Origin of the sequence: Pseudomonas sp. WS 5010 (genome assembly GCF_012985565.1) — a bacterium.
GTDB lineage: Bacteria > Pseudomonadota > Gammaproteobacteria > Pseudomonadales > Pseudomonadaceae > Aquipseudomonas.
In genome coordinates this window covers 782332-803392 of the sequence record NZ_JAAQWQ010000003.1, presented here as the reverse complement: position 1 = coordinate 803392, position 21061 = coordinate 782332, and the positions used below count along the sequence as shown (strand labels likewise).

At 60.1% G+C, this 21061-nt stretch carries 20 protein-coding genes and 1 tRNA gene; 12 read left to right on the top strand and 9 right to left on the bottom strand.

The window, feature by feature from the left end:
• The first annotated feature begins 348 nt into the window (after positions 1–348).
• The 6 genes from gcvH (at position 349) to HBO11_RS12525 (ending at position 7519) form a co-directional block, all read left to right on the top strand.
• The gene (gcvH, locus tag HBO11_RS12550) at positions 349–732 is read left to right on the top strand and encodes a glycine cleavage system protein GcvH (RefSeq protein ID WP_169954682.1); all 384 of its coding nucleotides are present in this window, start codon (positions 349–351) and stop codon (positions 730–732) included.
• Positions 733–742: 10 nt separating this feature from the next.
• A complete protein-coding gene (gcvP, locus tag HBO11_RS12545; protein WP_169954681.1) occupies positions 743–3592 on the top strand; it encodes an aminomethyl-transferring glycine dehydrogenase in 2850 nt (949 codons plus the stop codon).
• A 199-nt stretch (positions 3593–3791) separates the two neighbouring features.
• Complete coding sequence (locus tag HBO11_RS12540) at positions 3792–5168, top strand: L-serine ammonia-lyase (RefSeq protein ID WP_169954680.1); 1377 nt, start codon at positions 3792–3794, stop codon at positions 5166–5168.
• A gap of 39 nt (positions 5169–5207) precedes the next feature.
• Positions 5208–6332 (top strand): glycine cleavage system aminomethyltransferase GcvT, encoded by a 1125-nt coding sequence (gcvT, locus tag HBO11_RS12535; RefSeq protein WP_169954679.1) that lies wholly within the window; start codon positions 5208–5210, stop codon positions 6330–6332.
• A 389-nt stretch (positions 6333–6721) separates the two neighbouring features.
• Positions 6722–6934 carry a cold-shock protein gene (locus HBO11_RS12530; RefSeq protein ID WP_004887993.1) on the top strand — a complete coding sequence of 71 codons (213 nt, stop codon included), beginning with the start codon at positions 6722–6724 and terminating at the stop codon, positions 6932–6934.
• A 96-nt stretch (positions 6935–7030) separates the two neighbouring features.
• On the top strand, positions 7031–7519 hold the full coding sequence (locus HBO11_RS12525; protein WP_029300279.1) for an RDD family protein: 489 nt from the start codon (positions 7031–7033) through the stop codon (positions 7517–7519).
• Positions 7520–7668: 149 nt separating this feature from the next.
• On the opposite strand, the gene nadA is transcribed toward HBO11_RS12525, so the two are convergent.
• Positions 7669–8727 (bottom strand): quinolinate synthase NadA, encoded by a 1059-nt coding sequence (nadA, locus tag HBO11_RS12520; RefSeq protein ID WP_029300280.1) that lies wholly within the window; start codon positions 8725–8727, stop codon positions 7669–7671.
• Positions 8728–9018: 291 nt separating this feature from the next.
• On the opposite strand from nadA, the gene HBO11_RS12515 reads away from it, so the two are divergent.
• From HBO11_RS12515 to HBO11_RS12505, 3 genes are all read left to right on the top strand, one after another.
• Entirely contained in the window at positions 9019–9543 is a 525-nt protein-coding gene (locus HBO11_RS12515; protein ID WP_169954678.1) for a sigma-70 family RNA polymerase sigma factor, read from the top strand.
• A 3-nt stretch (positions 9544–9546) separates the two neighbouring features.
• On the top strand, positions 9547–10515 hold the full coding sequence (locus HBO11_RS12510; RefSeq protein WP_169954677.1) for a FecR domain-containing protein: 969 nt from the start codon (positions 9547–9549) through the stop codon (positions 10513–10515).
• Between the two features lie 89 nt (positions 10516–10604).
• Positions 10605–12974 (top strand): TonB-dependent siderophore receptor, encoded by a 2370-nt coding sequence (locus HBO11_RS12505; protein ID WP_169954676.1) that lies wholly within the window; start codon positions 10605–10607, stop codon positions 12972–12974.
• 11 nt (positions 12975–12985) lie between these two features.
• On the opposite strand, the gene HBO11_RS12500 is transcribed toward HBO11_RS12505, so the two are convergent.
• The gene (locus tag HBO11_RS12500; RefSeq protein WP_169954675.1) at positions 12986–13876 is read right to left on the bottom strand and encodes a LysR family transcriptional regulator; all 891 of its coding nucleotides are present in this window, start codon (positions 13874–13876) and stop codon (positions 12986–12988) included.
• A gap of 108 nt (positions 13877–13984) precedes the next feature.
• Between HBO11_RS12500 and lldD the strand changes: the two genes are divergently transcribed.
• Positions 13985–15127 carry an FMN-dependent L-lactate dehydrogenase LldD gene (gene lldD / locus HBO11_RS12495; RefSeq protein ID WP_169954674.1) on the top strand — a complete coding sequence of 381 codons (1143 nt, stop codon included), beginning with the start codon at positions 13985–13987 and terminating at the stop codon, positions 15125–15127.
• 10 nt (positions 15128–15137) lie between these two features.
• Here the strand turns inward: lldD and HBO11_RS12490 are convergent, their stop codons facing one another.
• The gene (locus HBO11_RS12490) at positions 15138–15830 is read right to left on the bottom strand and encodes an RES family NAD+ phosphorylase (protein WP_169954673.1); all 693 of its coding nucleotides are present in this window, start codon (positions 15828–15830) and stop codon (positions 15138–15140) included.
• Positions 15824–16228, bottom strand: coding sequence for an antitoxin Xre-like helix-turn-helix domain-containing protein (locus HBO11_RS12485; protein WP_169954672.1), 405 nt, complete (start codon positions 16226–16228; stop codon positions 15824–15826). The genes HBO11_RS12490 and HBO11_RS12485 overlap by 7 nt, the downstream gene beginning before the upstream one ends.
• A gap of 201 nt (positions 16229–16429) precedes the next feature.
• Between HBO11_RS12485 and HBO11_RS12480 the strand changes: the two genes are divergently transcribed.
• Positions 16430–17236: a hypothetical protein gene (locus HBO11_RS12480; protein ID WP_169954671.1), complete on the top strand. Its 807-nt coding sequence runs from the start codon at positions 16430–16432 to the stop codon at positions 17234–17236.
• Positions 17237–17443: 207 nt separating this feature from the next.
• Positions 17444–17767, top strand: a complete 324-nt coding sequence (locus tag HBO11_RS12475) for a hypothetical protein (protein WP_169954670.1) — start codon at positions 17444–17446, stop codon at positions 17765–17767.
• A gap of 318 nt (positions 17768–18085) precedes the next feature.
• Here the strand turns inward: HBO11_RS12475 and HBO11_RS12470 are convergent.
• From HBO11_RS12470 to pal, 5 genes are all read right to left on the bottom strand, one after another.
• Positions 18086–18161 (bottom strand) — tRNA-Lys (locus tag HBO11_RS12470).
• 63 nt (positions 18162–18224) lie between these two features.
• Positions 18225–18914 carry a 7-cyano-7-deazaguanine synthase QueC gene (gene queC / locus HBO11_RS12465; protein ID WP_169954669.1) on the bottom strand — a complete coding sequence of 230 codons (690 nt, stop codon included), beginning with the start codon at positions 18912–18914 and terminating at the stop codon, positions 18225–18227.
• A 1-nt stretch (position 18915) separates the two neighbouring features.
• Positions 18916–19563, bottom strand: a complete 648-nt coding sequence (gene queE / locus HBO11_RS12460) for a 7-carboxy-7-deazaguanine synthase QueE (RefSeq protein WP_169954668.1) — start codon at positions 19561–19563, stop codon at positions 18916–18918.
• A 165-nt stretch (positions 19564–19728) separates the two neighbouring features.
• A complete protein-coding gene (gene ybgF / locus HBO11_RS12455) occupies positions 19729–20553 on the bottom strand; it encodes a tol-pal system protein YbgF (RefSeq protein ID WP_169954667.1) in 825 nt (274 codons plus the stop codon).
• A gap of 6 nt (positions 20554–20559) precedes the next feature.
• Positions 20560–21060: a peptidoglycan-associated lipoprotein Pal gene (pal, locus tag HBO11_RS12450; protein ID WP_029300299.1), complete on the bottom strand. Its 501-nt coding sequence runs from the start codon at positions 21058–21060 to the stop codon at positions 20560–20562.
• Between the last annotated feature and the right edge of the window lies 1 nt (position 21061).

Below are 21061 nucleotides of genomic sequence, written 5' to 3'. Positions count from 1 at the left end.
GTCCTGATCGTCGGGAAGGGCAAAAAATACGCCGCTCTCTACTGCACTGTGCGCTGCATAAATCTCCTGGCGTCCAGCCACGGGGGAACTTATCGTAGCGAAAACGCTACACCGGAACGTTTTCAATACACCACTGATCGGCCTTCGCTATGCAAGGCTTTGATCCAGATAGGCTTTTTTTCCGCCGTCGATCTGTAGCGAATTCGCTACATGACGGTTGAGCAAATGTTTTTAGATTCATCACAACTATCTGATTTATAACAATAAAATTATATTGGCCGCGTTTTTGCTAAGGACTTTCCCATTCTAATCCCGTCCACCAGACGATTCTGGCCCTGAGGAGTTTCCATGAGCGAATTGCGTTTTACTGAAGATCACGAATGGCTGCGCGCCGAAGCCGACGGCAGCGTCACCGTGGGTATTACCGCGTTCGCGCAAAACGCCCTGGGCGATGTGGTGTACGTGCAATTGCCTGAGCTGAAGGCCTACGACCAGGGTGCCGAAGCCTCCACCGTGGAGTCGGTCAAGGCTGCCAGCGGCGTGTACATGCCCCTGACCGGCGAAGTGCTGGAAGTGAACGACAAGCTCAGCGACAGCCCGGAGTTGGTCAACGAAGACCCGATGGGCGAAGGCTGGTTCTTCCGCTTTAAACCGGCTGATGCCACTGCGGTAGCTAAGCTGTTGGATCAGGACGCATACGACCGCCTGATCAAAGCCAACGCCCAAGCTTGAGGAGCGCGCCATGACCGTTAATTTGAGCACCGCCAACGAGTTTATCGCCCGCCATATCGGCCCGCGCCAGGATGACGAGCAGCAGATGCTCGCGACCCTGGGCTTTGATTCCCTCGAAGCCCTGAGCGCCAGCGTGATCCCGGAAAGCATCAAGGGCACCGCCGTGCTCGGCCTTAGCGATGGCCTGAGCGAAGCCGATGCCCTGGCCTCGATCAAGGCCATCGCCGCCAAGAACCAACTGTTCAAGACTTACATCGGCCAGGGCTACTACAACTGCCACACACCGTCGCCGATCCTGCGCAACCTCCTGGAAAACCCGGCCTGGTACACCGCCTACACGCCGTACCAGCCGGAGATTTCCCAGGGTCGCCTGGAAGCGCTGCTGAACTTCCAGACCCTGATCAGCGACCTCACCGGCCTGCCGATCGCCAACGCCTCCCTGCTCGACGAAGCCACCGCTGCCGCCGAAGCCATGACCTTCTGCAAGCGCCTGAGCAAGAACAAGGGCAGCAACGCGTTCTTCGCCTCGGTGCACAGCCACCCACAGACCCTCGACGTGCTGCGCACCCGTGCCGAGCCGTTGGGCATCGACGTGGTGGTGGGCGATGAGCGTGAACTGACCGACGTCAGCCCGTTCTTCGGCGCGCTGCTGCAATACCCGGCCAGCAACGGTGACGTGTTCGACTACCGCGAACTGACCGAACGCTTCCACGCCGCCAACGCCCTGGTGGCCGTGGCCGCCGACCTGCTGGCCCTGACCCTGCTGACCCCACCGGGTGAGTTCGGTGCCGACGTGACCATCGGCAGTGCGCAACGCTTCGGCGTGCCGCTGGGCTTTGGTGGCCCGCACGCCGCTTACTTCTCCACCAAGGACGCGTTCAAGCGCGATATGCCGGGGCGTCTGGTCGGTGTGTCCGTAGACCGTTTCGGCAAGCCGGCCCTGCGCCTGGCCATGCAGACCCGCGAGCAACATATCCGCCGCGAGAAGGCCACCAGTAACATCTGCACCGCCCAGGTACTGCTGGCCAACATCGCCAGCATGTACGCGGTGTACCACGGCCCCAAAGGCCTGGTGCAGATCGCCACGCGCATTCATCACCTGGCCGCGATCCTGGCCAGTGGCTTGACCGCGCTGGGCCTCAAGGTTGAACAAGAGACCTTCTTCGACACCCTGACCCTGGTCACCGGCACCAACACTGCAGCCCTGCACGACCAGGCCCGTGCCCAGCGCATCAACCTGCGCGTCGTGGACGCGGCACGCCTGGGCCTGTCGGTGGACGAAACCACCACCCAGGCCGATATCGAAACCCTGTGGAGCGTGTTCGCAGGCGGCAAAGCCCTGCCGGACTTCGCCGCCCTTGCAGCCAGCGTCGACAGCACCCTGCCTGCCGCACTGCTGCGCCAGTCGCCGATCCTCAGCCATCCGGTGTTCAACCGTTATCACTCGGAAACCGAGCTGATGCGCTACCTGCGCAAGCTGGCCGACAAGGACCTGGCGCTGGATCGCACCATGATCCCGCTGGGCTCGTGCACCATGAAGCTCAACGCCGCCAGTGAAATGATCCCGGTGACCTGGGCCGAGTTCGGCGCCCTGCACCCGTTCGCCCCGGCCGAGCAAAGCGCCGGCTACCTGCAACTGACCAGCGAACTGGAAGCCATGCTTTGCGCGGCCACCGGTTACGACGCGATCTCCCTGCAGCCGAACGCCGGCTCCCAAGGCGAGTACGCAGGCCTCTTGGCCATCCGTGCCTATCACCAGAGCCGTGGCGATGAACGTCGCGATATCTGCCTGATTCCTTCGTCGGCCCACGGCACCAACCCGGCCACCGCCAACATGGCCGGCATGCGTGTGGTCGTCACCGCCTGCGACGCCCGGGGCAACGTGGACATCGAAGACCTGCGCGCCAAGGCCATCGAGCACCGCGAACACCTCGCCGCACTGATGATCACCTACCCGTCGACCCACGGCGTGTTCGAGGAAGGCATCCGCGAAATCTGCGGGATCATCCATGACAACGGCGGCCAGGTGTATATCGACGGCGCCAACATGAACGCGATGGTCGGCCTGTGTGCCCCGGGCAAGTTCGGCGGCGACGTGTCGCACCTGAACCTGCACAAGACCTTCTGCATCCCCCATGGCGGTGGCGGCCCGGGCGTTGGCCCGATTGGCGTCAAGTCGCACCTCACGCCATTCCTGCCCGGCCACGCGGCCATGCAGCGCAAGGAAGGTGCGGTGTGTGCAGCACCGTTCGGCAGCGCGAGCATCCTGCCGATCACCTGGATGTACATCAGCATGATGGGCGGCGCGGGCCTCAAGCGCGCTTCGCAGTTGGCGATCCTCAACGCCAACTACATTTCCCGTCGCCTGGAAGAGCACTACCCGGTGCTGTACACCGGCAGCAACGGCCTGGTGGCCCACGAATGCATCCTGGACCTGCGCCCACTCAAGGACAGCAGCGGCATCAGCGTGGATGACGTGGCCAAGCGCCTGATCGACTTTGGGTTCCATGCGCCGACCATGTCGTTCCCGGTGGCTGGCACCTTGATGATCGAGCCGACCGAAAGCGAATCCAAGGAAGAACTGGACCGCTTTTGCGACGCCATGATCGCCATCCGCGAAGAGATCCGCGCAGTGGAAAACGGCACGTTGGACAAGGACGACAACCCGCTGAAAAACGCTCCGCACACGGCAGCTGAAATCGTCGGTGAATGGAGCCATCCGTACAGCCGCGAACAAGCGGTGTATCCGGTAGCGTCGCTGATCGAAGGCAAGTACTGGCCGCCGGTGGGCCGGGTCGACAACGTGTTTGGCGATCGCAACCTGGTGTGTGCGTGCCCCTCGATCGAGAGCTACGCGTAACCTGAGCGGTAGAACGCGGTCAATGTGGGAGCTGGCTTGTCGGGTCGCCGCATCGCCGCGATAGCGGTGTATCAGTAACAGAAATGTTGCCTGACCCACCGCTATCGCGGCGATGCGGCGACCCGACAAGCCCGGCTCCCACAGGGATCGGGTACAACCGAAAATCTGCGCCCAATAATAAGAAACCGGAGAACAACTCATGTCTTTAAGCGTGTTCGACCTGTTCAAGATTGGCATCGGCCCCTCAAGCTCTCACACCGTCGGCCCGATGCGTGCCGCCGCCCGCTTCGTCGAGGGCCTCAAGCGCGATAACCTGCTGGGCGCCACCGCCAGCATCAAGGTGGAGCTCTACGGATCTCTGGGTGCCACCGGCAAAGGCCACGGCAGCGACAAGGCCGTGTTGCTGGGCCTGGAAGGCGAACACCCGGACACCGTGAACACTGAAACCGTGGCCGCACGCCTGGCACAGATGCGCAGCGACGGTCGCTTGAACCTGCTCGGTGAACACAGCATTGCGTTCAACGAGAAAGAACACCTGGCGATGATTCGCAAACCCCTCGCCTATCACCCCAACGGCATGATCTTTCGTGCGTTTGACGCCGCCGGCATCCAGATTCGCAGCCGCGAGTACTACTCGGTGGGCGGCGGTTTTGTGGTGGATGAAGACGCCGCCGGCGCCGACCGGATCGTCGAAGACGCCACGCCCCTGACCTTCCCTTTCAAGCACGCCAAGGATTTGCTCGGCCATTGCACCACGTATGGGCTGTCCATCAGCCAGGTGATGCTGACCAACGAAAGCGCCTGGCGCCCGGAAGCCGAGACCCGCAGCGGCCTGCTGAAGATCTGGCAGGTCATGCAGGACTGCGTGGCCGCCGGTTGCCGCAATGAAGGCATCCTACCTGGCGGCTTGAAGGTCAAGCGCCGTGCGGCCGCGTTGCATCGCCAACTGTGCAAGAACCCGGAATCGGCGCTGCGCGACCCGCTGTCGGTGCTGGATTGGGTCAACCTGTATGCCCTGGCGGTCAATGAAGAAAACGCCAACGGCGGGCGCGTGGTCACGGCGCCCACCAACGGTGCCGCCGGGATCGTGCCGGCGGTATTGCATTACTACATGCGCTTTATTCCCGGTGCCAATGAAGACGGCGTGGTGCGCTTCCTGCTCACCGCCGCGGCCATCGGCATCCTCTACAAAGAAAACGCCTCGATCTCCGGGGCTGAGGTCGGCTGCCAGGGTGAAGTGGGCGTGGCCTGCTCCATGGCCGCCGGGGCCTTGTGCGAAGTGCTGGGCGGCACGGTTTCCCAGGTGGAAAACGCCGCTGAAATCGGCATGGAGCACAACCTCGGCCTGACCTGCGACCCGATTGGCGGTTTGGTGCAGGTGCCCTGCATCGAGCGCAACGCCATGGGCTCGGTGAAGGCGATCAATGCGGTGCGCATGGCCTTGCGCGGCGACGGGCAGCACTTCGTGTCCCTCGACAAGGTGATCCGCACCATGCGCCAGACCGGCGCCGATATGAAAAGCAAATACAAGGAAACCGCCCGTGGCGGTTTGGCCGTCAACATTATCGAGTGCTGATGCTTATAAATGCGCCAGCACGTTTTTCAGGAGCTGAATATGTCCACCCAAACCCTGTTGAAAACCCCGCTGCACGCCCTGCATCTTGAACTGGGCGCGCGCATGGTGCCGTTCGCCGGCTATGACATGCCGGTGCAATACCCTCTGGGCGTGATGAAAGAACACCAGCACACCCGTGAGCAGGCCGGGTTGTTTGATGTGTCGCACATGGGCCAGATCCGCCTGACCGGCGCCAACGCCGCCAAGGCCCTGGAAACCCTGGTGCCGGTGGATATCATCGATCTGCCCGTGGGCATGCAGCGCTACGCCATGTTCACCAATGACCAGGGCGGCATCCTCGATGACCTGATGGTCGCCAATCTGGGTAACGACGAGCTGTTTCTGGTGGTCAACGCCGCCTGCAAGGATCAGGACCTGGCGCACCTGCGTCAGCATCTGGGCGAGCAATGCCAGATCGAGCCGCTGTTTGAAGAACGCGCCCTGCTGGCCCTGCAAGGCCCGGCGGCAGTCAAGGTGCTGGCGCGCCTGGCACCGGAAGTGACCAAGATGACCTTTATGCAATTTGCGCCCCTGCGCCTGCTGGGGGTGGAGTGCTACGTCAGCCGTTCCGGCTATACCGGCGAAGACGGCTTTGAGATCTCGGTACCTGCGGCCAACGCCGAGAGCCTGGCCCGCAGCCTGCTGGCCGAAGCCGAAGTTGAAGCCATTGGCCTGGGCGCCCGCGACTCCCTGCGCCTGGAAGCCGGCCTGTGCCTCTATGGCCACGATATGAACACCGAGACCACGCCGATTGAGGCCAGCCTGCTGTGGGCGATTTCCAAGGCGCGTCGTGCCGACGGCGCGCGTGCCGGCGGTTTCCCGGGCGCAGGCCGGATCTTCACTCAGCAGCAGACCGGCGTCAGCCGCAAGCGCGTCGGCCTGCTGCCCCAGGAACGTACGCCGGTGCGTGAAGGTGCAGAAATTGTCGACGAACACGGCACCGTAATCGGCAGCGTGTGCAGCGGCGGCTTTGGCCCCAGCCTCGGCGGCCCGCTCGCCATGGGCTACCTCGACACGGCCTTTACCGCGCTGGATTGCGAAGTCTCAGCGCTGGTGCGTGGGAAAAAGGTGCCACTTCGTGTAAGTAAAACGCCATTCGTGCCACAACGTTACTACCGTGGCTGATTGACTGTTCCTATAAGTAACGCGGTTGCGTTCATTTGCACTAATCTGTAACGCAACCGCCATAAAACAGTGCACTGACGATAGTCAATGTTATGTCGATTAACCTATAACAAGTGATCCACGCTATCGAATAACACAGCCCGACAATAGTTGACCGAAGTGTCATGAAGGCGAGTAAATACGCGGCTTGCAGAGGGCTTGTTTTTTCTGTCTTAGTTGTCGTAGAGTTTGCTCACTGTGTTTGCATGGGTCGCTTGGAACCTGGACCTGGGCAGTAGCCAAAGTTCGCTACAACCCGTTCGACGTCTCTTACTTTCCTGCAACCCAGCCCAGTACTCTTTCAGGTGAAAGGGGCTGTCATTAATTTTTAGCGTCAAGGAAATAAGAAAATGGCTGAACGTCAGAGCGGTACCGTCAAGTGGTTTAACGACGAGAAAGGGTTTGGTTTTATCACTCCAGAAAGTGGTGCGGACCTGTTCGTGCATTTCCGCGCTATCCAAGGCAACGGCTTCAAGAGCCTGAAAGAAGGCCAGAAAGTGACCTTCATCGCTGTGCAGGGCCAAAAAGGCATGCAGGCTGACGAAGTACAAGCAGAAGGCTGATCCTTACTGCGACAAAAAGCCTCTGGTGGTGACATCAGAGGCTTTTTTATGTGCGTTTGTCCGTAAAATGGCTTTTTTCCTCCAGAGAGCCGAGCCATGTCGAAACACCTGCTGAGCCCCCAAGGCGAATTCCCCGCCGTTGGCCTGGGCCGTCGTCTGGCAGCGATGTTCTATGACTTCCTGTTATGTACCGCCCTGCTGATCGTCACTGCCTTCCTCTATAAGCTGGTGTGGATCGCCTTTGTGGGTGAAGCAAAAATGCGCACGCTCTCGGAATCCGGTGCGCTGGACGGTGATCCGCTGCTGTCGACGATTCTGTTTTTTGTACTGTTTGGTTTCTTTGCCAAGTTCTGGACCCATTCCGGGCAGACGTTGGGTATGCAAGTGTGGGGCGTACGCGTGCAGAACGCGGACGGCTCGCGCATCAGCCTGTGGCAGGCGCTGTTGCGTTTTGTGGTGTCGATTGCATCGTGGTTATGCGCAGGGTTGGGGTTTATCTGGTCGCTGGTGGACAAGAAACAGCGGGCTTGGCATGACATCTATTCCGACACGCAGCTGGTGCGGATCCCGAAGAAAAAGAAATAGCCCCAGGCCAATGAGATCCAAATGTGGGAGCGGGCTTGCCCGCGATAACGGTGTGTCAGTCACTACATGTGCAGACTGATCCACCGCTATCGCGGCGATGCGGCGACCCGACAAGCCCGCTCCCACATTTTTTCTGCATCTGCCGTGGATCAGGCGTTGCCCGCCAGCTTCAGGCGTGCCGCCTGGGTAAAGTCCAGCATGCGCTTGAGCGGGCGCACGGCATGGGGGATCAACGAGGGTTCGACAAAGATCTCGTTGCTGCCTTCACGCAGGCATTGCAACGTGCGCTCCAGGGTATTCATCGCCATCCACGGGCAGTGCGCGCAACTGCGGCACGCCGCGCCGTTACCGGCGGTTGGCGCTTCGACAAACACCTTGTCCGGGCACAGCTGCTGCATCTTGTAGAAAATGCCACGGTCGGTGGCGACGATAAACGTCTTGTTCGGCAAGCGCTGCGCCGCCGCGATCAACTGGCTGGTGGACCCCACTGCGTCGGCCAACTCGATGACCGAGGTCGGTGACTCCGGGTGCACCAGGATCGCGGCATCCGGGTACAGCGCCTTCATGTCTTCCAACTGCTTGGACTTGAACTCTTCGTGGACGATGCAGGCACCGTCCCACAGCAGCATGTCGGCACCGGTCTGGCGCTGGATATAGGTGCCCAGGTGCTTGTCCGGGCCCCAGATAATGGTCTCGCCGTTATCCATCAGGCTTTCGACGATTTCCAGGGCACAGCTGGAGGTCACCACCCAATCGGCCCGGGCCTTGACCGCCGCCGACGTGTTGGCATACACCACCACGGTGCGCTCCGGATGCTGGTCGCAGAACGCCGAGAACTCTTCCACCGGGCAGCCAAGGTCCAGGGAGCACGTGGCTTCCAGGGTGGGCATCAGGATGCGTTTTTCAGGGGTGAGGATTTTCGCCGTCTCGCCCATGAAGCGCACGCCGGCGACCAGCACGGTCTTGGCCGGGTGGGCGGCGCCGAAGCGGGCCATTTCCAGGGAGTCGGAAACACAACCGCCGGTTTCTTCGGCCAGGGCCTGAATCACCGGGTCACAGTAAAAGTGCGCCACCAGCACCGCGTCTTGAGCCTTTAGCTCGGCAGCAATGGCAGAACGTAAGCTTGCCTCTTGCTCGGCACTGAGCACCTTGGGTTGCTTGGCATCGAGGTGGGCTTGGACCAGAAGGCGTTCGGAAATTTGCGTCATGTTCGCAAGACCTGCAGGCGCAGTTGCGCGAAAGTCGAGTGTACCACCGGCTCTGGAGCCCTTCGGGCGCCGCCGGACGAAGTGATTGTGTTCATCAAGCACGGGTTAAAGTGAAGCTGCGCAAGGCTACAGAATATCGATTGGATTCAAAAGCCTAATCTGGGATTGGCGGTGCCATGGAAAAGACCCACTTGCGCCAGTTGTGAAGAAACCTCGACAAAGGGTAGCATTGAGAATAATTACCATTAGCTCATCCAGGCGCTGAACCTGATGACGGAGTGCGCTCGCGGCATGCCTCAATCTCCTGATCCTTCCGATGTCGGCTGGCTCTATCAAGAGCACCACGGCTGGGTGCGCGCCTGGCTGCACAAGAAACTGGGCAATACCAGCGACGCCGCCGAGTTGGCCCACGATGTGTTCGTGCGGCTGCTGGTCAAACCCAGAGCCTTCAATAGCGAGGGGCACGCACGGGCGTACCTGAGTGCGATTTCCCGACATGTGTGCGTAGACTTCTGGCGGCGCCAGCGGGTCGAACGGGCCTGGCTGGAGGTATTGGCCAGCCGCCCCGAACACTGCATGCCGTCGGAAGAACACCGGGCCATGGTGCTGGAGGCCCTGCAGCAGGTGCAGGCAATGCTCGAGCGCCTACCGCGCAACGTCGCCCAGGCCTTTATGCTCGCGCAACTGCAAGGCCTGAGTTACCAGGCCATCGCCGATCAATTGGGCGTCAGCGCCCGCACCGTCACCCATTACATGTCCCAGGCCATGTTCCAGTGCCTGTTGCTGGAAGCGGAACTGGACGGGGCGTTGAGCTGATCGATGCCGGCCCCCACACCTGACCATCAAACCCTGCAGGAAGCCGCCGACTGGTTCGCCCGTCTGAGCAGCGAGCCGCACAACCTGGCGCAGCAGCACGCCTGGCAGCAATGGCTCGACCGCAGTGACAGCCATCGCCAGGCCTGGCGCTATGTGGAACGGGTCAGCCAGCGCTTCGCCCCGTTGCAGGACGACAGGGAGACGGCCAGCCGCACATTGCAGGCCCTGCATCACACCCCCACTTCGCGACGCCAGGTGCTGCGCACCCTGTCGGTCATCAGCGGCGGGCTGTTGCTGGGTGGGCTTGCCTGGCGCCACGCGGCACTGACCGAACAGCTCCTGGCCTGGCAGGCAGGTTATCGCACAAGCACCGGGGAAATCCTCGAACGGACCCTGGCCGACGGCTCGCGTATCTGGCTCAACAGCGCCACCGCGCTGGATGTTGCGCTAAGCACCTCACAACGCAGCCTGCGCTTGTACGAAGGTGAAGTCCTGATCGCGACCGGAAGCGACCCGCGCCCATTTATCGTGCACACCGCCCAAGGCAGCCTGTCACCCCTGGGTACCAGGTTCAGCGTGCGCGAACGGGCTGCGCGCACCCAGCTCAATGTCTATGAGGGGGCGGTGCAGGTTCGTTGCGCCGCAAGCCATCACACCCGCGTGGCCAAGGCCGGCGAAGGGCTGTCATTCGACAGCCACGGCACCACGCCTCCCGAGCCTGTGCAACCCGGGCGCGAGTCATGGAGCAAAGGGATCCTGCTGGCGCAAGACATGCCATTGCCACAGTTTATCGAGGAGCTGGCCGACTACCGTCGCGGGCACCTGGGGCTCGACCCTGGCCTCGCACACCTGCGAGTCATGGGCACGTTCCCGTTGCACGATACCGATCAGGTCCTGGCCATGCTTGAAGGCGTATTGCCGATTCGCATGGAGCAGACGTTTCCTGGCTGGACCACCGTGAAGCCGCGCTAGATATTTTTATACCGGCACTTCCTGATTTTCATTCTCATTCGATTTAGCTAGTGACGATGGCTTGATGCCACCCCCAAAAGGATCCCAAGATGTCACTACGCCCCCATTCCCCGCTGCACGTATTGGCCTATTCGGTGGCTATCACCCTGAGCAGCCTCAGCCCTGCCGCCTGGGCCGAAGACCAGCATTACCAGATTGCCGCCGGGCCACTGGCCAGCCAACTGAACCTGCTCTCGGCCCAGGCCGGGATTTACCTTGCGGGAGATGCCACCCTTACCAACGGCAAAACCAGCCAGGCCATCAACGGTACATTTTCCGTCGACCAGGCATTGCAATTGCTGCTGGCCGACACCGGCCTGATCGCCGTGCCCGTAGGCGAAGGTCGTTATCAGTTACAGGCGGCCCCAACCTCCTCCTCCGCCCTGGAGTTGAGTAGCACCACCATTTCCGGCAAGGCGCCGGGGTCCACCAGTGAAGGTAATGGCTCCTACACCGCCTACTCCTCCAGCAGTTCTACGCGGCTCAACCTGACCCAGAAAGAAACCCCACAGTCGGTCACGGTGATCACCCGCCAACGCCTGGACGATCAGAAACTCAACAACCTCACCGATGTACTTGAAGCCAGCCCCGGGATCGCCGTGACCCGCGCCGGCCTGGGGACCGAGAATGACAGCTACTGGTCCCGTGGTTTCCAGATCCAGAACTTCGAGATCGACGGCGTCCCCACCTCGACCCGCATGGACAACTACACCCAGAGCACGGCCATGTACGACCGCGTGGAAATCGTGCGCGGCGCCACCGGTCTGATCAGCGGCATGGGCAACCCCTCGGCGACCATCAACCTGATTCGCAAACGCCCCACGGCCCAAGCCCAGGCAAGCATCACCGCCGAAGCCGGTAGCTGGGACCGCTATGGCACCGGTGTCGATGTCTCCGGGCCACTGACCGAGACCGGCAACATCCGCGGGCGCCTGGTGCTGGACTACAAGACCGAGCAGGCCTGGGTCGATCGCTTCAAGCAGGATTCACAACTGATCTACGGCATCACCGAGTTCGACCTCAGCGACGCCACCCTGCTGACTGCCGGCTTCAGCTACCAGAAGACCCAGGTGGATGCGCCCCTGCGCGGCGGCTACCAGACGCTGTTCAGCGATGGCCAGAAAACCCACATGAAGCGCTCCCTCAACAGTGCGCCGAACTGGTCGTATAACGACCATGACCAGACCAACTACTTCACTTCCATCGAACACCAGTTCGATAACGGCTGGAGCGGCAAGATCGAATACGGTCACACCGAGAATAAGTTCGACGAGTTCTTTTCGTTCACCATCGGCAGTCTCGACCAGGCCACCGGCTCCGGCGCCTCGTTGTTGCCGGTGCGCTGGTCAGGCACGCCGCGCCAGGACAGCCTCGACGCCTACTTCACCGGGCCGTTTTCCGCGTTCGGTCGCGAACATGAGCTGATCACCGGCATCACTGCCACCGACTACGAGGAACACACCCCCAACTACAACGACTGGCTGTGGGACTACGGCTTCAAGGTGCCGGACTACCGCACCTGGAACGGTGACTCGCCCAAGCCCGCTACGCCAGTGGTGGGTAAAGGCAGCATCCGCGAGAAACAATATGCCGCCTACCTCACGTCGCGCCTACACCTGAGCGACGACTTGAGCCTGATCCTCGGCGGGCGGCTGACCGACTGGAAGCGCGATACCAACACCCTGCTGTATGGCGCCGGAACCAGCTCGGTCAAGGAGCGGGAAACCGGCGTGTTCATTCCGTACACCGGGGTGGTCTACGACCTGGACCACAACTGGTCGCTGTATGCCAGCTACACCAAGATCTTCAACCCGCAAGCCTCCTACGTGCGCGACATCAACCGCGGCGCGCTGCCACCCCTGGAGGGCAAGGGTTATGAAGTCGGGATCAAGGGCAGTTTCTACGATGAGCAACTGAACGCCAGCCTGGCGCTATTTCGGCTTGAGCAAGACAACCTGGCGGTGTGGCAGTCCGACACCCAGGCCTATCGCATCGAACAAAGCGCCAAGACCCAAGGCGTCGAACTGGAAATGAACGGCGAGCTGGGCGAAGGCTGGCAGGCGTCGGCCGGCTATGCCTACAGCGTCACCACCGATGCCGATGACAAGCGCATCGTCACCGCGCTGCCGCGCCATATGCTCAAGACCTTCACCTCCTATCGCCTGCCAGGCATGCTCGACAAAGTCACTGTTGGCGGTGGCGTGAACTGGCAGACCAAGACCGGTGAGGACTTGCACTATTACCACCAGGGCAGCTATGCCATCGCCAACCTGATGGCCCGCTACGATATCTCGAAAAACCTCAGTGCCACGGTCAACCTCAACAACGTCTTTGACCGCGAGTACTACGCCCGGGTGTACTCAGAAGGGGTGTATGGCGCGCCGCGCAACTTCATGACCAGCCTCAAGTACAACTTCTGAAGCAGGCTGTGCTAGCGCGCGGGAACGTTACCCATCTCGGTCGCCAGGTCCAGCCAGGCCCGCGCTGCAGGCGGCAAGTGAGCATTACGCCGCCAGGTCAGGGCGATATGCCAGTCGGTCTGGGGCTCATCCAGGGATATCAGGGCAATGCCGGCATGCAGGTGCTTGTAGGCCAGCATGCGCGGCAGGAAGGCGACCCCCAGGCCCGCGCCGACCAGGTCGACGATAAAGTCGATCTGGGCGCTGCGCACCGAAACCTTCGGCGATACGCCCCGCCGCTCGCAGGCGGAAAGGATGATGCGGTTCAGGGCAAATCCGGCTTCGAACAGTATGAACGGCGAGTCGGACAAGTCGGAAAAATCCACACTGTCGCGCCCGGCCAATGGATGGCTGCTGGGCAGGACCACCATCAATGGCTCGACGCGCACGTCCTGATACTCAAACTCGCCCTCCACCGGCACCAGTAGCGCGGCTACATCCACCTCCCCCGCTTGCAGGCACTCAGCCAGCTTCTTGCTGCCATGCTCGATCAGCTCGATCTCGATCTGCGGATAACGCTGGCGGTACACCGCAAACATCGCCGCAAACAGTTCACCACTGCCCACCGGCGGCAAGCCAATACGCAGCACGCCGCGCTTGAGCCCCAGCAGGTCATTGATCTCGGCCACCAGGTCACTGCGCTCGGCAAGCAACACCAGAGCGCGACGGTAGGCAATTTCACCCGCGGCTGTCAGTTCGTTCTTGTGGCCGATGCGGCTGAACAACGGTGTGCCTAACTCCTCTTCCAGGGTCTTGACCGCTTTGCTGACACTCGATTGCGTGAGCGAAACCATCTCGGCCGCTTGTGAGAAACTGCCTTGGCGCACCACTTCGACAAAGGCTCGCAGCGTTCGCAGATTCATGACTATTCCATTTGCGACTTGAATGAAGTTGGAAAAGTTGTTTTTACCATGAAAAGCCTTTGACTATCCTCCACCCACCGTTTTCTTTATTCCGGGGCCTCACTGTTCATGATCATTTCGTCTGCATCGGATTACCGCGAAGCCGCACGTCGCAAACTGCCGCGTTTCCTGTTCGACTACATTGACGGTGGCGCGTACGCCGAGCACACCCTCAAGGCCAACAGTTCGGACCTGGCAGACATCAGCCTGCGCCAGCGCGTCCTGCGCAACGTCGAGAGCCTGAGCCTGGAAACCACCCTGTTCGACCAACCGCTGGCGATGCCGGTGGTCATGAGCCCGGTGGGCCTGACCGGCATGTTTGCCCGGCGCGGGGAAGTGCAGGTAGCCAATGCGGCGGCCAATAAAGGCATTCCTTTTTGCCTGTCGACCGTGTCGGTGTGCCCTATCGAGGAAGTAGCGTCGCAGACTGCGCAGTCGATCTGGTTTCAACTGTATGTGTTGAAAGACCGTGGCTTCATGAAAAACGCCCTGGAGCGTGCGCAAGCCGCCGGGGTGAAAACCCTGGTGTTCACCGTCGACATGCCCACCCCCGGCGCCCGCTACCGCGATGCCCACTCCGGCATGTCCGGCCCGTACGCCGCCCAGCGACGCATGTTGCAGGCAGTGACCAAACCGGCCTGGGCGTTTGATGTGGGGCTGATGGGGCGCCCGCACGACCTGGGCAACATCTCCAAATACCTCGGCAAGCCGACCCACCTTGAAGACTACATCGGCTGGCTGGCCACCAACTTCGACCCCTCCATCAGTTGGAAAGACCTGGAGTGGATCCGCGAATTCTGGAAAGGCCCGATGATCATCAAGGGCATCCTCGACCCACAGGACGCCAAGGATGCGGTGAGCTTCGGTGCCGACGGCATCGTCGTGTCCAACCACGGTGGCCGCCAGCTCGATGGCGTGCTGTCCACCGCCAAGGCCCTGCCCGAGATCGCCCAGGCGGTCGGCAGCGACCTTACGGTACTGGTGGACTCCGGGGTGCGTTCGGGGCTGGACGTGGTGCGCATGCTCGCCCTCGGCGCCCGTGGCGTATTGCTGGGACGAGCGCCTGCCTACGCTTTGGCCGCGGATGGCCAGCGTGGTGTAGAGAATTTGCTGGAGATCTTTGCCAAGGAAATGCGCGTGGCCATGACCCTGACCGGGGTTACGTCGATTGCGCAGATCGATGAGTCAATCCTGGTGCGCGGGCAGATTTGACCCGCCAGCGTCAGGCTTCGCTGATCTTGCTGACACTGGTGATCTGCCCATTCCAGACCATCTCGTAATGGGCGGCCTGGACAATCGACGACACCGGCCTGGGCGTCAGCAACGCCCAGCAGTGATCGCCTTCTGAGCGCACCGACAGGTAACGCAGGCCGGGACAACCGGCCTTCTTCAGCGCGCCGCCCAAGCGCTGGGCGTGGCTGTAGTCGTCAGGGTCGTAGATCGGATCGCTCATCGGCACCGACACCGCATCCTTCATCGAGTCACCAGCAAAGCTGCACGACAACCCGCGAAAGACAAAGCGCTCATAGTTAAGGCCGTGGACCCCGGACCAATACTGGTTCTGGTGATGACGCACCTCTGCCAGCGCCGTTTCGATGGTGGCCGCCAGGTACAGCACGCCAAAATCCCCAGCGCTGAAACGCGATCCGGCCGGATTGACGTGGGTGAACGGCGCAATCGCGTAGGAGCATCCCACAATCCCGAAGGGGATTTCCCTACGGGGTATCAGCTCGATACGACCCAGCTCATTGCCCAGCCGCGGGTTGGTCAGGGCCTGGATCTGATAAAGCGCCTCAAATTCGTCGGCATCCGCCACATCGTCAAACAACGCAATCGGCGGGAATTTGGAATTGACCAGGCGATAGGCCTGCAACGGCCCGCTGGGCAAATCGCCCAACTGGCTCACCGTCACCATTGCGCACCGCGCAGCACATCGATCCGGCGGAAGGTTTCGTACAGGGAAATCATGTCGCCCTGGGCCATGATCTCCAGGGGTGAGCGCCCGTTGAAGAAGCTGTTGTGGTTGGCCATTGCAGGGAAGCCGTACACATTCTCGGGGTTATCGAACACCATGCGCAGCGTGGCATGGATGTTCAGCACAAAGCTGATGCGCTGCATCTGGTCGGAATCCAGGCTCACGGACCACGCGGCCTCGCGCTGCCGGGCACGGGTGTAAGTGCTGCGCGAAATACGCAGGATGCGGCAGGCCTGGTCGCTGCTGGCCTGCCATTTTTCCAGGATGCTCACGGCCGCCCGGAGTCCGGCGACACATTGCTGGCGGGTAAACGGCTGTGCTTGCAGGGCTAGGCTCATGGTTGCCACCTCAGAATAAATCTACAGACTCAAATATAGACAAATAGAATCTGTAGAGCAAATCCGTGCGACATCAGCCGTTACAACCAAAGGGCACAGTGCCAGAGTCGAATTATTTCGAATCGCACTTTACCGTTTGATGGGTGAGAATAGTTCCCGTCTACCTCTTCCCGTGTCTATTTGTATATGAGCCCCCAAGAAATGGAATTCAACGCGCCTTCTCCCTCCCGCTGGCTACTGGCCTTGTTCGGTGCGAGCCTGCTGTCACTGGCAGGTTGCCAGAGCCAAACGCCAGAGCAGGCGGCGGCCTCGGCGGCGGCACAGGTGCAACAAAAGGACGAAAAATTCATCCATACCTTCACCACGATACTGCGCAGCTACGCCCTGGCCGCCAATGAAGACGAGCTGACGGGGGTGATGAACATGATCATGACCGTCGACGCGCAGAACCACGTCGTGGACTGTTCGGCCAAACGCGGGACCCTGCTGCCCAACGAGGGCCAGAACAACCTGCGCCAGGCCAAGCTGGCCAAACTGGTGACTGAACTGTGCTGGACCACCCTCTTTCCCGAGGTCTCGCCCAAGGTCTTCGCCAACGCCAAGGACACCCAGGTGATTGTCGCGCCCATGGTGTTCACCCCTCTGATGGGGCTTTCGGATGAACAGCAACAACTGCAAAAAACACGAATCGACCTGTATAGGCAGATACGTTTTTTCCGTGAACAGCTGTTTGTCGGGCATGACATCCAGAGTATTGGCGTCGCCAGCTTCCACCTCATCGCCGATGCGCAAGGCAAAGTGAATGAGTGCATGGTCAACCTGAATCAGAGCCCGTACCGCTCACAGGGCTTCAAGGTAGATAGCGCGTTGCAGCAACGCCTTGTCACGCAGTGCAAACTGCTGGACCTGCGAAAGATGCCGGGGTTTGCCAACTACCCCAAGGGTCTGCCCATGGGGTATGTGCAGGTGGACTACAGCCCGTGGATGAATGGGCATAAGCAGCCTTGAGCCTAACGCTGGTGCGGGGCTCTCGGGGTTTCACATCAGCAAGCCCAAACACCTCCCACGAACTTATAACGTCACCCGACATTATTCATAACAATTATAAAAAACATCAAACATCTCATGAAACCTGTCAACTATGACAGTAGACACATCCCAAAAACCCAGAGCATAGTTTCATGTGGGGAAACGCACATCTAGAGGAATCATAAAATGAAAAGTTCAATCATTGGATTTCTTCTAGCATTTGCAGTTCTGCTTCAAATGCAAGCAGCCAATGCTGAAGACAACAACACATGTAAAAATGCCTGGCAGAATAGTCCTGCCTATCAGTCCTGCAGCAAGGGAGACACTGTGCCGGCGGGAAACGCCGGCGTCATTCAAGTAGTGCGACTCAACGCCGAGGGCGCTTGCTGGATTACCGCAAGCTGTCGTATGGCCAACGGTGGAGATTTCATAACCTCCTTCAATGGCCCCGCAGCGGAGGTAAAAACCATAAATAACTGTAATGGAACTTTAAAGGCGTCGTCGTGCTAGTTGTCTAGTGACGCGGTATTAAAATGCGACATCAATTCTGATCTTGCACACCTGCCAAGTAAGTACAGCTGCACAGTTTACTTACTTGGCATAACCTCTGCTGTTCTGAAAAAGTGGACCCGGCTTGGGTTTACCTGGCGATAGCTACAAATAATGGCTTGGGTGTTGCATCCGCAGTCGAAGACGGTGCTGCTGGCCGATGCGAATGTCGTGTCAACCTTCAGGCGAGCCGTCGAGCCCGTGCTTTTGCCCCAGGCAAAAAAAAACCCGGAAATCCTCACTTGCGTGGGCCTTCCGGATTTTCTAAACCGCCAAAAATGGTGGGTCGTGTGGGATTCGAACCTACGACCAATTGGTTAAAAGCCAACTGCTCTACCAACTGAGCTAACGACCCGCTGTGTGGTGGCGCGTATAATACTGATTTCTAAGGATTATTCAACACCTTATTTTAAATAAATCAGAAATAACGCGTTGGGTCAGTAATTCCGGCCGCTTGGAAGCCTTCGGCGCGCAGGCGGCAGCTGTCACATTTCCTACAAGCACGACCGTCATTGTCCGCCTGGTAGCAGGAAACAGTCAGCGAGTAGTCGACACCAAGCCCTACACCCGCCTTGACGATATCCGCCTTGCTCAGGTTTTGCAGTGGCGCCTGGATACGGAAGCCATGCCCTTCTACGCCAGCCTTGGTCGCCAGGTTGGCCATGCGCTCGAACGACTCGACGAACTCTGGGCGACAGTCCGGGTAGCCGGAGTAATCTACCGCGTTGACGCCGATAAAGATGTCGCGGGCGTTAAGCACCTCTGCCCAGCCCAGGGCCAGCGACAGGAACACGGTGTTACGGGCCGGCACGTAGGTGACCGGGATGCCCTCAGTGGGCGCCTCAGGCACGTCAATGGAGCTGTCGGTCAGGGCCGAGCCGCCAATGCCATTGAGGTTCAAGCCGATCACCTTGTGCTCCACCACGCCGAGGTCGTGGGCGACACGGGCGGCGGCGTGCAACTCGGCATGGGAGCGCTGGCCATAGTCGAAGCTCATGGTGTAGCAGCTATAGCCCTCGGCACGCGCCATCGCCACCACGGTCGCGGAGTCGAGGCCGCCAGATAGCAGGATTACGGCACGTTTTTGATCAGTCGTTTGTTCAGTCATTTCAGCGTCCTGGCTCGTCGTTCCAAAGGTATTTATGCAGCTGCAATTGCAGGCGCACCGGCAGATTGTCCGCGACCACCCAATCTGCGAGGTCACGAGCGTTCAAGTCATGGTGGCTTGGAGAGAACAGCACCTCGCCGGCGCGTCGGTCCAGGCCGTACTGGATCAGCTTGGAGTTGGCCCAGTCATAGTCGTCCCGCGAGCAAATGACAAACTTGATCTGGTCGTTGGCGGTCAGCAGCTCGATATTCTCATAACGGTTGCGATGCGCTTCCTTGGAGTCCGGGGTCTTCAAGTCAACCACGCGGCTGACGCGCGGATCGACCGCGGAAATATCCAGGGCGCCACTGGTTTCCAGGGACACCTCGTAACCGGCGTCACACAACTGCTTGAGCAAAGGAATGGCATTGGGCTGGGCCAGCGGCTCGCCGCCTGTTACACAGACGTAGCGCGGCCGGAAGCCTGCAACCTGCTCCAGGATATCGTCGAGGGTACGAATGGTGCCGCCGCTGAAGGCGTAGGCGCTGTCACAGTACTGGCAGCGCAACGGGCAGCCGGTGAGGCGCACAAATACTGTGGGCAGGCCGGCAGTGCGCGTTTCACCCTGTAACGAGTAAAAAACTTCGGTGATGCGTAATGTGTCTTGCATAGTCGCCACGGGCGTAACAGCTAAACAGGCTGTCCGCCTCCGTCAGGCACTTCATGGGATCCCGGCAAAGCGTGAACCCCAGAAAGCGTATTTCATAAAAGGGCGTGGATTCTAACGAAAAAACCCGCGACAGGCGCGGGTTTCTTCCAAGCGGGACAGCAATGCTTACAAGCGCTGCAAATCACGCTGAGCCAACTGGGCGGCAGAGGTACCTGGATATTGGGCCACTACCTGCTGAAGAATGCCTTTGACCTTGTCGGTATGACCCAGGCGGCGCTCTACATCAGCCAGTTTGTACAGCGAATCAGGCACCTTGGCGTGCTTGGGGTAAAGCTGGCTGACCTTGGCAAACGCCTGGCCTGCACCCTGCAAATCACCCTTGGCCAGGTTGACCTCACCCAACCAATACTGGGCATTACCCGCGTACTGGCTGTTTGGATAACGACCCAGGAAAGCGGTGAACGCCTTGCTGGCCTTGTCGAAATCCTTGGCCTTGATCAGGTCGAAGGCTGCGTCGTAATACAGCTTTTCCTTCGCCGGATCAGCCGGTTCGCTGCTGGCGGCAGGGGCCTGAGTGGCGCCTGCGGCTGCACCACCGGCGGCGCTTGCGGCGCCACCGGCAGAAGAATTATCAGGAGTAGCGGCTGGTGTAGCACCGGCTCCTATACGTCGGTCAAGATCCTGGTAACGCTCCAGGCCTTCCTGCTTGAGCTGACGCACTTCATTTTGCAGAACTTCAATGGTGCCTTGTTGCTGCGCCAATTGATCCTGCATGCGTTGCAGTTGGTTGAACAGTTCGCCCTGTGCCGAAGGAGCGGCCGTGGCCGCTCCCCCCGCATAGGCGCCGTTCGTGCCATAACCTGCAGGTGGATAGCTGCTCCCACTATTGTTATAGCCAGAGTTGCTATCTTCCACGGGAACCGCAGCCCACACCGCAAGCGGTGCAAGGCTGAGAGCCAATACGGTTACAACACGACGGCACGTTCGCATGACGAATTACTTACGCAGTTCGACGCGACGGTTTTGAGCCCAGGATTGCTCGTCGTTGCCGGTAGCAACTGGACGCTCTTCACCGTAGGAAACCAGTTCCAGCTGAGCTGGGGAAACACCTTGCAGTACCAGGTAGCGCTGAACGGCTTTCGCACGACGCTCGCCCAGTGCCATGTTGTACTCACGAGTACCACGTTCGTCGGTGTTGCCTTCCAGAACAACGCGAGCGCCGTTACCTTTCAGGTCTTTCGCGTGAACGTCCAGAGCGCGCATGGCTTCTGGCTTCAGGTCCGAACTGTCGTATTCGAAGTAGAAAGTGGTGATCGCGCGCAGAGCAGCTTCTTCGCTCAGGGAGCCGTCAACTGCACCAGTGTTGGCGCCGTAACCAGCGTTTGGATCAACAGCTGCGCCTTCACCGGCATTGTCGCCGCCTTTAGACGAGCAACCAACGGCTACGGACAGAGCCAGAGCCAGAGCAGCAAACTTACCAAACTTCAGCATTTCCATC